The 13,652-nt window shown below is 59.3% G+C and carries 13 protein-coding genes; 10 read left to right on the forward strand and 3 right to left on the reverse strand.

The features are described from left to right. The first annotated feature begins 27 nt into the window (after positions 1 to 27). Together lipA and ACR0KG_RS08095 are read left to right on the forward strand one after the other, a co-directional pair. Entirely contained in the window at positions 28 to 978 is a 951-nt protein-coding gene (gene lipA / locus ACR0KG_RS08090) for a lipoyl synthase (RefSeq protein WP_170530077.1), read from the forward strand. After that, positions 975 to 2,117 (forward strand): amidohydrolase, encoded by a 1,143-nt coding sequence (locus ACR0KG_RS08095; RefSeq protein ID WP_480826951.1) that lies wholly within the window; start codon positions 975 to 977, stop codon positions 2,115 to 2,117. The genes lipA and ACR0KG_RS08095 overlap by 4 nt, the downstream gene beginning before the upstream one ends. A 9-nt stretch (positions 2,118 to 2,126) precedes the next feature. Here the strand turns inward: ACR0KG_RS08095 and hpt are convergent, their stop codons facing one another. Next, positions 2,127 to 2,672 carry a hypoxanthine phosphoribosyltransferase gene (gene hpt / locus ACR0KG_RS08100; protein WP_480826952.1) on the reverse strand — a complete coding sequence of 182 codons (546 nt, stop codon included), beginning with the start codon at positions 2,670 to 2,672 and terminating at the stop codon, positions 2,127 to 2,129. 73 nt (positions 2,673 to 2,745) lie between these two features. On the opposite strand from hpt, the gene ACR0KG_RS08105 reads away from it, so the two are divergent. Next, positions 2,746 to 3,192, forward strand: coding sequence for a type II toxin-antitoxin system RatA family toxin (locus ACR0KG_RS08105; protein WP_480826953.1), 447 nt, complete (start codon positions 2,746 to 2,748; stop codon positions 3,190 to 3,192). 38 nt (positions 3,193 to 3,230) lie between these two features. Beyond that, positions 3,231 to 4,526: an MmgE/PrpD family protein gene (locus tag ACR0KG_RS08110; RefSeq protein WP_480826954.1), complete on the forward strand. Its 1,296-nt coding sequence runs from the start codon at positions 3,231 to 3,233 to the stop codon at positions 4,524 to 4,526. Here ACR0KG_RS08110 and pyrC read toward each other — a convergent pair. Continuing rightward, positions 4,523 to 5,560 carry a dihydroorotase gene (gene pyrC, locus ACR0KG_RS08115; protein WP_480826955.1) on the reverse strand — a complete coding sequence of 346 codons (1,038 nt, stop codon included), beginning with the start codon at positions 5,558 to 5,560 and terminating at the stop codon, positions 4,523 to 4,525. The two genes, ACR0KG_RS08110 and pyrC, sit on opposite strands and share 4 nt — an antisense overlap. Positions 5,561 to 5,681: 121 nt before the next feature. On the opposite strand from pyrC, the gene ACR0KG_RS08120 reads away from it, so the two are divergent. Continuing rightward, positions 5,682 to 6,590, forward strand: coding sequence for an AAA family ATPase (locus tag ACR0KG_RS08120; protein ID WP_480826956.1), 909 nt, complete (start codon positions 5,682 to 5,684; stop codon positions 6,588 to 6,590). Between the two features lie 58 nt (positions 6,591 to 6,648). After that, on the forward strand, positions 6,649 to 7,905 hold the full coding sequence (locus tag ACR0KG_RS08125) for a vWA domain-containing protein (RefSeq protein WP_480826957.1): 1,257 nt from the start codon (positions 6,649 to 6,651) through the stop codon (positions 7,903 to 7,905). A 3-nt stretch (positions 7,906 to 7,908) separates the two neighbouring features. On the opposite strand, the gene ACR0KG_RS08130 is transcribed toward ACR0KG_RS08125, so the two are convergent. Further along, the gene (locus ACR0KG_RS08130; RefSeq protein WP_353007241.1) at positions 7,909 to 8,409 is read right to left on the reverse strand and encodes a hypothetical protein; all 501 of its coding nucleotides are present in this window, start codon (positions 8,407 to 8,409) and stop codon (positions 7,909 to 7,911) included. Between the two features lie 170 nt (positions 8,410 to 8,579). On the opposite strand from ACR0KG_RS08130, the gene ACR0KG_RS08135 reads away from it, so the two are divergent. The 4 genes from ACR0KG_RS08135 (at position 8,580) to ACR0KG_RS08150 (ending at position 13,570) form a co-directional block, all read left to right on the forward strand. Next, positions 8,580 to 9,548 carry an XdhC family protein gene (locus ACR0KG_RS08135; RefSeq protein WP_480826958.1) on the forward strand — a complete coding sequence of 323 codons (969 nt, stop codon included), beginning with the start codon at positions 8,580 to 8,582 and terminating at the stop codon, positions 9,546 to 9,548. Next, positions 9,545 to 10,546 carry a molybdopterin-binding protein gene (locus tag ACR0KG_RS08140; RefSeq protein WP_480542962.1) on the forward strand — a complete coding sequence of 334 codons (1,002 nt, stop codon included), beginning with the start codon at positions 9,545 to 9,547 and terminating at the stop codon, positions 10,544 to 10,546. Before ACR0KG_RS08135 ends, ACR0KG_RS08140 begins: the two co-directional genes overlap by 4 nt. Positions 10,547 to 10,698: 152 nt before the next feature. After that, positions 10,699 to 11,184 carry a (2Fe-2S)-binding protein gene (locus tag ACR0KG_RS08145; protein ID WP_480826959.1) on the forward strand — a complete coding sequence of 162 codons (486 nt, stop codon included), beginning with the start codon at positions 10,699 to 10,701 and terminating at the stop codon, positions 11,182 to 11,184. 25 nt (positions 11,185 to 11,209) lie between these two features. Continuing rightward, the gene (locus ACR0KG_RS08150) at positions 11,210 to 13,570 is read left to right on the forward strand and encodes a xanthine dehydrogenase family protein molybdopterin-binding subunit (protein ID WP_480826960.1); all 2,361 of its coding nucleotides are present in this window, start codon (positions 11,210 to 11,212) and stop codon (positions 13,568 to 13,570) included. Positions 13,571 to 13,652 lie beyond the last annotated feature (82 nt).

Here is a 13,652-nt window from a genome sequence, read left to right on the forward strand (position 1 = left end):
GTTGACCCAATGCTAGGAAAGCGGCCCGTGCGAGATCTGAAGATCCCAGAACAACGTCATCCGGAAAAAGCTCACCGCCCGGACAATGCGCAGCCGAAAAAACCCAAATGGATTCGCGTCAAGGCGCCCGGTGGTAAAGGCTATGCCGAAACTCATCGGATCATGCGCGAAAACAATCTGGTCACTGTCTGCGAAGAGGCTGGCTGCCCCAATGTGGGCGAGTGCTGGAGCCAGGGTCACGCCACCATGATGATCATGGGTGAGATTTGTACCCGTGGCTGCACCTTTTGCAACATCGCCACCGGGCGTCCGGACACGCTGGACGTTTTCGAACCAGGCCGTGTGGCGCATGCAGTTGAAAAATTGGGTCTGAACCACGTGGTGATCACCTCTGTGGATCGGGATGACCTAAAGGATGGCGGTGCCGATCATTTCGCACAGACCATTCGCGCGGTGCGTCATCGCTCGCCCAAGACGACCATCGAAATTCTGACGCCGGATTTCCTGAAATGTGATCCGGAAGTTCTGGAGACTGTGGTGGAATCAAAACCGGATGTGTTCAACCACAATCTGGAAACTGTGCCGGGCCTTTATCCCGAGGTGCGTCCCGGTGCGCGGTATTTCCATTCTCTGCGTCTGTTGCAGCGGGTCAAAGAACTGGACCCGTCGATTTTTACCAAATCCGGCATCATGGTTGGGTTAGGCGAAGATAAGCAACAGGTTGCCCAGGTTATGGATGACATGCGCGCAGCCGATATCGATTTCCTGACCATTGGGCAGTATCTACAGCCGACGCCCAAACATCACGCGGTGGATCGTTTCGTGACACCCGAAGAGTTCGAGTCCTATGAAAAGGCGGCCTATGGCAAGGGATTCCTGATGGTTTCGGCTACACCGCTGACTCGGTCTTCCTACCATGCCGGTGATGATTTCGCCCGCCTGCGCGCCGCCCGGCAAGAGAAGCTGGGGCAGGCGTGACGCCTGACGATTTGGCGCGGCTCACACAGTTGCGCCACGAACTGCACCAACAGCCCGAACTGTCCGGACAGGAACAGGCCACGGCCGCGCGGATGGTAGATGAGCTACGGCATGCGGGCGCGGACACGGTGCTAACGGGGCTCGGGGGACATGGCGTTGCCGCTGTCTTCGATGGCGACCAGACAGGTCCTTGCGTTGCGATCCGGTGTGAGTTGGATGGGTTGCCGATACAGGAGCTTTCGGATCTGACATATCGTTCGCAAGTGCCGGGTAACGGGCACCTCTGTGGCCATGACGGGCATATGATAATGGTCCTGGGCGTGGCGTTGGCCTTGCAAGAGAAACGCCCATTGCGCGGACGTGTTGCTTTGATTTTCCAACCCGCGGAAGAAACAGGGCAGGGTGCCGAAGCCTTTCGCGCTGATCCGCGTTTTGCAAAAATCGCACCCGACTATGTGTTTTCGTTGCACAATTTGCCTGGGCTTGCGTTGGGTGCTGTCCAGCTGTGCAAAGGGCCCGCCAATTGCGCCTCGCGTGGGATGCGAATTGGGTTGACGGGCAAAACCTCGCATGCCGCTGCGCCTCAGGATGGGGTGTCCCCGGCGGGTGCGGTATCGGCCCTGATTCCTGAGCTCACGGGTCTTGGTACGGGTGGTGACCTGAGCACGGACTACGCGCTCACAACCATCACCCATGCGCGTTTAGGAGAGCAAACCTTTGGCGTTGCCCCAGGGCAGGGTGAATTGTGGGTGACGTTACGCACGGTATCTGATCAACGCATGGACAAGCTGGTATCAGACGCCGAAGCGCTGGTGCAAAAGATCGCGCGTTCCGAAGGGCTTAGCGCCTCGATCACTTACGAAGATGTCTTTGAGGCTTGCACCAATCACGCGGAAGCCGTCGATGCTTTATCCCATGCATGCGCGGCACAAAACGTTACCTGTGACTTGACCGACCAACCGCAACGATTCTCCGAAGATTTCGGACAGTTTGGCAAAGGTGCGAAAACGGCGATGTTCTGGCTTGGGGCGGGGCGCGATCACCCGCAACTCCACAATCCAGACTACGATTTCCCGGATGCCTTGATTCCGGTCGGAACGGGTATCTTCCTGAATGCGATCCGTCAGATTCTGGGCTGAACCCGCAGCTTACTCGCCTTCGGTAAACCGGACCTTGCCGATAAACGGCAAGTTTCGATTGCGCTGAGCGTAATCGATCCCGTAGCCCACGACGAATTCATCCGGAATTTCAAAACCAATCCAGTCTGACCGGAAATCCACTTCGCGGCGACTGGGTTTGTCGAGCAACGCAATGGACTTCAATCGAGAGGGCTTGCGGCTTTGAAGCAACTTGGTGACATGGTTCAGTGTGTGGCCCGTATCGACGATATCTTCGACCACCAGCACATCACGCCCTTCAATTGCACCGCGCAAGTCTTTGAGAATACGGACTTCCCGACTGCTCTCCATCGCGTCACCGTAGGAAGAGGCCTCAAGGAAATCCACCTCGATCGGCAGGTCCAGCTCGCGCACCAGATCGGCGATGAACACGAAACTACCGCGCAACAGGCCAACCACAACCAGCTTGTCAGTATCGCCAAATTCGTCAGAGATTTCCCGACATAGCTCTTCGATCCGCGCCGCGATGGCCTTGGCCGAGATCATCTCATCTATCACATATGCGCGGTCACTCATCGCTGCCCCCTTGATCTTTGGCGCGCAACATACGACATGACGCGCCAATGTCACCTTTTAATGCCTTAATGCCATGCCAATTCACTCGGAAACGCGCCACCTGCCATACACCGCGCGACAGATGTATGATCTGGTCGCGGATGTGGCCCAGTATCCGCAGTTTCTGCCCTGGTGCGCAGCAGCCCGTATTCGCAAAACCTATGCTATGGGTGAGGCCGAGGTGATGGAGGCCGATCTGGTCATCTCGTTCAAAGTGTTCCGCGAACGGTTTGGCAGCCGGGTGACTCTGTATCCGGACCAAAAGAAGATAGATACCGAATATCTGGATGGCCCGTTCAAATACATGAAATCCGATTGGCAGTTCGAGGACGCGCCCGAAGGTGGGTGCAATATCTCATTCCACGTGGATTTCGAGTTCAAGAACGCCATCCTGCAAGGCATCATCGGCGTTGTTTTTAACGAAGCCATGCAGCGCATCGTACGCGCCTTCGAAGCGCGCGCCGCCGCGCTTTACAGCTAAGGCTTTACCCGCGCTTGGCGCACGCTAGACTGCGCCTTATGTCAGATTTTACCTCAACACTGGCTGCATTTGCCGCAGGCCCGATCACGACCACCGCGCAGGCGCGGATCGTCACATCGCTTTCTGTTCTGGACTGGGTCGCCGTTGGCCGGGCTGGTATTAACGAGCCCGTTGCGACGATCGTCCGGGACATGGCTATGGACGAGGCGGGTGCAGTGCAGGCGCATCTGTTCGGTGGCGGCGGCGCCCCCTTGCGTACTGCGGCTTTGGTCAATGGTACGGTGTCCCATGCGCTGGATTATGACGACACCCATTTTGCCCATATCGGCCATCCTTCGGTCGCTGTCCTACCCGCTGCATTGGCGGCGTCAGAGTGGGATGATCGTATCCTGGTCGATCTTCTCGAAGCGGCTTTGGTTGGGATGGAGACGTCAATCCGTATCGGGCTGTGGCTGGGCCGTGGTCACTATCAGACCGGGTTTCATCAAACGGCCACAGCTGGGGCCTTTGGGGCAGCGGTTGCGCTCGGGCGCCTTCTGGGGTTCAGCGCGGGTCAGATGCGGCAGGTGCTGGGACTGACGGCGACCCGCGCGGCGGGCCTTAAGGCGCAATTCGGGACAATGGGCAAACCCTATAACGCTGGGATGGCCTCTGCTGCGGGCGTCGAGGCTGCGCTTCTGATTCACAAGGGTTTTGTGCCTAACGAGGACGCTTTGGACGGCCCGCTTGGCTTTGGCGCCACCCATCAAGGAGCTTCGGATAAGGTCGCAGCGCTGGATGGGCTCGGAGATGAATGGCTATTCGAATCCGTTAGCCACAAGTTCCACGCCTGTTGTCATGGATTGCATGCGGCGCTTGAGGCGGCACGTGATCTGGATATCGCCGAACCCGAAGTCGCTGAGATCAAGGTCAAAACGCATCCGCGCTGGATGAGCGTCTGCAACCAGATGTCACCTACCACAGGGCTGGAAGCCAAGTTCTCCTACCGCGCGGTGATCGCTATGCAGGCCTTTGGCTATGATACCGCCTTGCCCGGAAGCTACTCGCAGAAAGTCTGCGCGGACCCGCGTGTCAAATCGCTGCAGGACCGTATCGTGGTCGAAGCAGACGAGGCTTTGTCCGAGACGCAAGCCCATCTGGCCCTGCTGCGCCGCGATGGGGCCCGGCTTGAGGCAACGCATGACCTGATAACCCCGATATCCCTGCCGGATCGAGAGGATCGTGTGCGCGCCAAAGCGTCCAAGCTGATCGGCGCCGATGAGGCAGACGTGATCTGGTCGATGCTGCGCACCGGAGGTCGCGCCCGCGATCTGGCTGCAAAACTGGCGGGTTAAACCACGCGCCAGTGCAGAGGGAAGCCGGGATCGAACACCGTAACGGGGCCGTCTTCGGTTTCGATCTTGTTGGGATATTCGACCGGGTGGCCTTTGGCCAACGTGATGGTGTCCTCGTTCACCGGCAGGCGATAGAAGGCGGGTCCGTTCAGCGAGACGAACCCTTCCAACTTGTCCATGGCACTTTCACGGTCGAACATTTCTGCCACCAGTGACATCGTGTTGGTCGCGGTGAAACACCCGGCGCAACCACAGGCCATTTCCTTGTTGTCATCCGTATGCGGCGCACTGTCCGTGCCCAGGAAATAACGTGGGTCACCCGATGTCGCAGCTTTCAGCAACTCAAGCCGATGTTCTTCGCGCTTGGCAACCGGAAGGCAGTAGTAGTGCGGTTTGATCCCGCCAACCAGAATGTGATTGCGATTGATGATCAGGTGATGCGCCGTAATCGTCGCACCCAGATCGGCCTCATTGGCGGCAACATACTGAACGCCATCGCGGGTCGTGATGTGCTCCATCACTACGCGAAGGCCAGGTGTGGCCTTGCGGATCGGGTCAAGAACGCGGTCGATGAACACGGCCTCACGGTCGAAGATGTCGATCTCGGCGTCTGTGACCTCACCATGCACACATAGGGGTAGACCAATCTCGGCCATTTTCTCAAGCACCGGGCGAACCTTGTCGAAGTCTCGCACGCCCGAGGCTGAATTGGTCGTTGCCCCTGCCGGATAAAGCTTCACAGCCTTGACCAATCCGCTGGCATGGGCCGCAGCCAGATCGCTCGGGTCGGTATCCTCGGTCAGATACAGAGTCATCAGCGGCTCAAAATGCATGCCTTCTGGCAGCACAGCCAGAATGCGATCCCGATACGCGGCAGCCAGCGCACCGGTCACAACCGGGGGCACTAGGTTGGGCATAATGATCGCACGCCCAAAATGGCGTGCGGTTTCGGGCAGGACGGCCTTCAGCATCGCGCCATCGCGCAGATGCAAATGCCAATCGTCGGGGCGGCGGATCGTGATGCTTTCGGTCATGACGCCCCGCTAACATAGCGCGGGCCGCTGTGAAAGAGCTTGGAATGCGACTAAGGGACCATATCGGGCCGGGTTGACGACCGGCGCCCAGCGTGACCTTTTGGTCGGACGGAGGGATGCCATGTCAAAGATGCAGTCAATTGATGCGGTTCAGACCATGTTGGGAGAGCAGGGTTATGTCTGCGGACGGGCTTTGGCGACCGTGGTGTTCTTATCGCTGAAACTGGGTCGACCCCTGTTTCTGGAAGGCGAAGCTGGGGTTGGCAAGACCGAGATTGCCAAGGCGCTTGCCGCCGGATTGAACCGCCGGTTAATCCGGCTGCAATGCTATGAGGGGTTGGATGCCTCTTCCGCTGTCTATGAATGGAATTTCCCGGCCCAGATGGTTGCCATCCGCACGGCCGAGGCTGCCGGTGGTGCAGATCGAAACGCGCTGCAAACAGAACTGTTCTCGGATGATTTCCTGATCGAGCGCCCGTTGTTGCAGGCGATGAGGCCCGACGAACATGGCGCGCCAGTATTGCTGATCGACGAACTGGATCGCACGGATGAGCCGTTCGAGGCGTTTCTGCTGGAAGCACTCAGCGATTTTCAGGTCACGATCCCGGAACTCGGCACCGTCAAGGCACCCGAACCGCCCATCGTCATCGTGACCTCGAACCGCACCCGCGAAGTGCATGACGCCCTGAAGCGCCGTTGCCTGTATCACTGGGTCGACTACCCTGATTTCAATCGTGAGATTGAAATTTTGCAAGCCCGCGCGCCCGAAGCCGCCGAGGCCCTTAGCCGTGAGGTTGTGGCCTTTGTTCAGCGCCTGCGCACTGAAGACCTGTTCAAGAAACCCGGCGTGGCCGAGACCATCGACTGGGCCAAATGCCTGTTGGCTCTGGACGTCATCAACCTCAGCCCCGAGGTGATCGGCGACACGCTGGGCGCGATCTTGAAGTATCAGGATGACATCCAGAAACTGCAGGGATCCGAGGCGAAACGCATTCTGGATGAAGCCAAAGCAGATCTCGAACCCGCCTGATGCTTCTTCTGATCAAAAATACCTCGGGGGTTTGGGGGCAGAGCCCCCATGAACGGTAATGGCTGAACAACTCCCGCTTGATATCCCCGACAACCCGAAACTGGCGCAGAACATCACGCATTTTGCCCGTGCCTTGCGCAAGGCGGGGCTGCCAATCGGGACGGGCCGGGTGGTGGACGCGATCCGGGCAGTACAGGCTGCCGGTTTTACCCAAAGGCAGGATTTCTATTGGACCCTGCACGCCTGTTTCGTGAACCGGCCCGAACATCGCACCGTTTTTGCTCAGGTCTTTCGCCTCTACTGGCGCGACCCGCGATATCTGGAGCATATGATGTCCATGATGCTGCCCGCCATTCGTGGCGTGCAGGAGGAACGCAAGGCGGACGCGGCCGAAAAACGGGCGGCAGAGGCGTTGCTGGATGGGGTTGAGCGCGATCAGCCCGAGAGCACGAATGATGAGGGTGAGACCGAGCTCGATATCGACGCGTCACAAACCGCATCCTCCGAAGAAAGGCTTCGAAGTCTGGATTTCGAACAGATGAGCACGGCAGAGATTGCCCAGGCCAAACGCCTTTTGGCGCGTCTCAGCCTTCCTGTTAAACCTATTGAAAGCCGTCGTGGACAGCCGAGTCATGTTGGTCATCGGATAGATCGGGCCAGAACCCTGCGTGCCGCAATGCGACAAGGGGGTGAACTCCACGAAATAGCGCGGCAAAAACAGCGACCGCGTTGGCCCAACCTTGTGGTGCTTTGCGACATATCCGGGTCGATGAGCCAATACAGCCGGTTGATCCTGCACTTCCTGCACACGGTCTCGAACGCCAAGGGGGCGGGTTGGGCAAAGGTCCATGCCTTTACCTTCGGAACTCGGCTCACCAACATTACTCGTCATCTGCACCAACGTGACGTGGATGCCGCTTTGGCCGCTGCGGGGGCCGAGGCGCAGGATTGGGAAGGGGGCACGCGGATCGGAGAGTGCCTGCACGCGTTCAACCGGGACTGGTCGCGTCGCGTAATGGGGCAGGGTGCAGTCGTCCTGCTGATCTCGGACGGGTTGGATCGGGGTGACGCAGAAGCGTTAGCCAAGGAAACCGAACGGTTGCACCTGTCTGCGCGTCGCCTGATCTGGCTCAATCCACTGTTGCGCTGGGATGGGTTTGCGCCCAAGGCGCAGGGTGTGGCCGCGATGTTGCCACATGTCGATAGTTTTCGGGCCGGTCACTCGATTGCCTCGCTTGAAGACTTGGCGAACGTCATCTCGGAGCCCGGTGACATGGGTGAGAAAGCGCGGCTTATGTCCGCGCTTTCAGGCTAGGGTTTAGCCAAGTTGTTTCGCGTTGCACTCCCGCGCCATTTCCATCGCCTTATAGGTACCGGTCAGATCGACGGTGAAGGCGAACTCCTTTTCGGGGAACACGATCATCACCTGCTTCTTCGCGATGTCTTCGGCAAACTGAGGGTCATCGGACAGGACATACCCGCCGGAATAGCCTTTGGTGATGTTGCCTTTCATGCCTGTGGCTTCGCCCAGATACAGGTTGTCGCCCAGAAGGATTGCCACGGCTTCTTTCTCGCCGCGTTTGATGTTTGTCTTGGCTTTGGTGAACACACCAACATAGCCAACGCCGCGATCTTCGGTCAGGCCCATCTGGACCACGTTTTCAGCGTCATCAATGGCTTCGATCAGGCAGGATTTACGCTCATTATCGATGAAGACTTTCCAGCCTTCGACCTCACCGTAGCGTTCATATGTATCCGCAGAGGCTGCGGTTGCAGCCAACATGCCGATTGCGGCGCCGAGTGTAAGAATGCGTTTCAACTCTGTGTCTCCGTTCTGAAATTCTGGGGGTCTGCCGGATTTGATTCCAAGCATGATGACAGATTAGAAGCCGGGCGAGATAGGATCAATCTGATATCACAGCAACCCGCCTACGCTTTTCTTTGTATCATGGCTCACTATGTTGAACCGATACACCGCAGGAGGCTCTGATGCAGAGATTCGACAACAGCCCTGAAACAGCTCTGGACTGGTATCGCAGCGGGCGCGGTGCGGCCCTTGCAACAGTTGTCGAAACCTGGGGCAGTGCACCGCGGCGCGTCGGTGCGCAGTTGGTCATCGGTGGCGATGGTCGGATCGAAGGCTCTGTCTCGGGTGGCTGCGTCGAGGGCGCTGTGATTGTTGAGGCATTGGAAGCTATCGACGAGGGTGAGGCACGCCTATTGGAATTTGGTGTCAGCGACGAGGACGCCTTTGCCGTCGGTCTCGCTTGCGGCGGCACCATCAGGGTTTTGGTCGAGCCGGTGGGCGAGGTTTTGCCCGAACCCATGCTGGCCGAACTGGTCTCCGCGCGGGCAGCGCGCGAGCCCTTGGCCTATGAGGTCAATATCGACAGCGGCCACCGGTCCCTGCGGCGCAACAAATATCCCGACCGTTTGCGCATGGACCGGTCTGGTTTCGAAGAAGATGGCAAAACCTTTGTTGCCGTCCACAATCCGCCGCTTCGGCTGATCGTCGTCGGCGCGGTTCACATCGCGCAGGCGCTTGTGCCGATGGCTCGGATCGCCGGATATGATCCCGCAATTGTCGACCCGCGTGAGGCTTTCGCATCTGACGCCCGCTTTCCTGGCGAGACTATTCTCACGGATTGGCCGGATGAGGCCGTTGCCAAGCTGGGATTGGATACGCGTACCGCCGTCGTGTTGCTGACCCATGACCCGAAGCTGGATGACCCGGCACTGCAAGCCGCGCTTGAGGCGAATGTGTTCTACATTGGCGCGCTCGGTTCGACCCGAACCCACGCGAAACGGGTCGCGCGGATGCAAGCTGCCGGGTTCACCGACACACAGATCGATCTGATCCATGGACCTATCGGCCTGGACATCGGGGCGTCTGATCCGTCAGAGATTGCAGTGGCCATTCTGGCCCAGATGACGGCTGTTCTGCGGGGCAAGGCATGAAGTTTGGCCCATTGCCCGTTGATCAGGCGAAGGGAACGATCCTTGCGCATTCAGTTTCAGCAAACGGGCGCAAGCTGCGCAAGGGATTGACCCTCTCAGATGATCACATTGCGGGACTGACCCAAGCCGGGCTGACCGAAGTCACCGTCGCGCAACTGGATCCCGGCGATTGCCATGAGGATGAGGCGGCTGGTCTTTTGGCGCGCGCTTTGGTTCCCGATGCAGAGGCTGCCAATCTGCGGATCACCGAAGCGTTTACCGGGCGCGTGAACCTTTTGGCTGATGGTCCGGGCGTCGTAAACCTAGATGTCGACGCGCTGGAACAGTTCAATCGGGTCAACCCGATGATCACCGTCGCCACCGTGCCTCAGCACCAGCAAATGAGCGATGGGGGTATGGTCGCAACGATCAAGATCATCTCTTATGCGGTTCCCGAGGCTGACGTTCGGCGCGCCGCAAACTTCGCACAAAACGCGGTTCGATTGATTGCACCGGTTCACAGAACCGCTGGGCTCATCGTCACTGATATTCCCGGTGGCCCACGGAATGAAAAAGGCATCGCAGCCATAAAAGGGCGTGTCGAACTGTTGGGGATGGAGCTGAGCGACGTTCAGATCGTGCCTCACGATAGCGGCCAGATCGCTGCGGCAATCGCTCAGACGCCAGGGGACCTGTTGATGATCCTGACCGCCTCGGCAACTTCGGATGTGGATGATGTGGCCCCGTCAGCCATTCGTGAAGCCGGAGGGGTGGTGGATCGGTTTGGCATGCCGGTTGATCCTGGAAATCTGCTCTTTCTGGGGTCGTTGGGTAAGCGTCCTGTGATCGGACTGCCGGGTTGCGCGCGCTCGCCGGCTTTGAACGGGGCGGATTGGGTTTTGTCCCGTGTGGCCTGCGGGGTTGAAACCACCGGCGCCGATATCGCGGCGATGGGAGTGGGTGGATTGCTCAAGGAAATTCCCACGCGGCCCCAGCCTAGGGCGCAACGCAAACCGTGACGCCAGCGTATTTTGACCTGCTTTGCCAATGCACGAAATCATGAGCGTTACACGACGCTTGACGCATCGAATACGACAAGATTTGTGTTCTCAAACAATGGCTCCCGTGCTTAACTCGGCCACAGGGAGAAACATTTGACCGGGAGGAATTCATGACACAGGTCTCCATGACTGTGAACGGTAAGGCTGTGAGTGGCGATGTAGAGGGTCGGACGTTATTGTCTGGTTTTTTGCGGGATCATTTGAGTTTGACTGGGACGCATGTTGGGTGTGACACGGCGCAGTGCGGGGCCTGCGTGGTGCATGTGAACGGTGAGGCGGTGAAGTCTTGCAACATGCTGGCAGTTGAGGCGGATGGGGCTGAGGTTGGCACGATTGAAGGCCAGTCCAGCCCGGATGGGTCGTTGAACGTGATCCAGCAGGCGTTTCAGGATCACCACGGTCTGCAATGCGGCTTCTGCACGCCGGGCATGGTGATGAGCGCGGCGGCTTTGCTGAAGGACAATCCGCGCCCGACGGAAGCAGAGATCCGCAAGTATCTGGAAGGCAACCTGTGCCGCTGCACGGGCTATCATAACATCGTCAAGGCGATCATGGCCGCTTCGGGCCAGGACGTCAGCAGCATCGCCGCCGAATAAGCGGCCCGAGGGAGGAGAACAAGCAATGCCCAAAGACAGTGGCATCGGAGCCAGTTCCAAGCGGCGCGAGGACGTGCGCTTTCTGACCGGAGCAGGCAATTACACCGACGACATCAACGTGGCCGGACAGGCCTATGTTCATTTCCTGCGCTCGGATATCGCGCATGGCCGGATCACCAGCCTTGATACCTCGGCGGCCGAGGCCATGCCGGGTGTGGTCAAGGTGTTCACTGGCAAGGATTTCGAAGGCGTGGGCGGCATGCCTTGCGGCTGGGAGGTGACGGACAAGCACGGTGCGCCCATGCAGGAGCCCGCGCATCCCATTCTGGCCCAAGGCAAGGTGCGTCATGTGGGCGATCCCATCGCCGCCATCGTGGCCGACAGCCTGGAACAGGCGCGTGATGCGGCCGAGGCGATTGACCTCGAGATCGAGGAACTGCCCGCCGTGATCGACATGAAGGCCGCCGCGCAAGAGGGCGCGACGCTGGTCCATGACGATCTGAAGAACAACATCTGCTATGACTGGCAGCTGGGTGAGGCGGATGACGCCAAGGTCAATGAGGTCTTTGCGGGTGCGGCCCATGTGACCACGCTGGATCTGGTCAACAACCGCCTGGTGGCCAACCCGATGGAGCCGCGTGTGGCCGTGGGCGAGTATTCCCGCGCGACCGAGGACTATACGCTCTATACCACCTCGCAGAACCCGCATGTGATCCGCTTGCTGATGTGCGCCTTTGTGCTGGGCCTGCCCGAGCATAAGGTCCGCGTGGTGGCCCCGGATGTGGGCGGCGGCTTTGGCACCAAGATCTTCCACTATGCGGAAGAGGCGTTCTGTACCTTCGCCGCCAAGGCCTGCAACCGGCCTGTGAAGTGGACCTCCAGCCGCTCCGAGGCGTTCATGTCGGACGCCCATGGCCGGGATCATGTCAGCAAAATCGAACTGGCGCTGGATGCAGACAATAACTTCATCGGGTTGCGCACCAACACCTATGCCAATCTGGGGGCGTATCTGTCGACCTTCTCCAGTTCCGTGCCCACATGGCTGCACGGCACGCTGATGGCTGGCAATTACAAGACGCCGGTTATTCAGGTGAATGTGAAGGCGATGTTTACCAATACGGTGCCGGTGGATGCCTATCGCGGCGCGGGTCGGCCCGAAGCGACGTTCCAGTTGGAGCGCGTGGTGGACAAGGCCGCGCGCGAGTTGGGGGTCGACCCGATTGCCCTGCGCCGTCAGAACTTCATCACCCAGTTCCCCTATGACACGCCGGTGGCGCTGACCTATGACACCGGGGACTATCACGGGACGATGGACAAGCTTGAGGCTGCCGCCGATCTGGCAGGTTTTGCCGCGCGCCGTGCGGCCAGTGAAGCCAAGGGCAAGCTGCGGGGCTTAGGCATCAACTGTTATATCGAGGCCTGCGGCATTGCGCCCTCGAACATCGTTGGCATGCTGGGGGCCCGCGCGGGTCTCTATGATGCGGCGACCGTGCGGGTGAATGCCACCGGTTCGATCAGCGTCATGGTCGGCGCGCATAGCCACGGGCAGGGCCATGAGACGGCGTTCCCGCAGGTTGTGGCCGACATGATCGGCATCGACGAGTCGATGGTCGAGATTGTGCATGGCGACACCTCGAAAATCCCCTTTGGCATGGGCACCTATGGCTCACGCTCGCTGGCGGTCTGTGGCTCGGCCATGGTCAAGGCGACCGAGAAGGTGATCGACAAGGCCAAGAAGATCGCCGCCCACCTGCTGGAAGCCTCCGAGGCCGATATCGAGCTGAAGGACGGTCAGTTCAGCGTGGCAGGCACCGACAAATCGGTGGCCTGGGGCGATGTGACCCTGACGGCTTACGTGCCGCATAACTACCCGCTGGAGGTGGAGCCGGGGTTGGAGGAGACCGCGTTTTATGATCCGGCCAACTTCACCTTCCCTTCAGGCGCTTATGCCTGTGAGGTCGAGGTGGACCCGGAAACCGGTCAGGTCAGCATCGAAAGGTTCACGGCTGCAGATGATTTCGGCAATATCGTCAACCCGATGATCGTGGATGGTCAGGTGCATGGCGGCATTGGCCAGGGCATCGGGCAGGCGCTGCTGGAGAACTGCGCCTATGACGAGAACGGCCAGCTGCTGAGCGCGTCCTTCATGGATTACGCCATGCCGCGTGCCGATGATGTTCCGTTCTATGGCGTGGATCATTCCAGCCAGACGCCCTGCACGCATAACCCGCTGGGTGTGAAAGGCTGTGGCGAGGCCGGCGCGATCGGCTCGCCGCCTGCGGTGGTCAATGCGGTTCTGGATGCGCTGAACGCGGGCGGCAAGGCAGTGGATCACATCGACATGCCGGTGAGCCCGTCGCGCGTCTGGGCGGCGATGAACAGCTGAGTGGAGATGTTGGGGTGCGAAGGGCCAGCCCCTCGCGCTCCCCGGGATATTTTTAGCCAGATGAAGGGCGGATCCGCGCCTT

This window comes from Ruegeria sp. H4, from assembly GCF_056533065.1.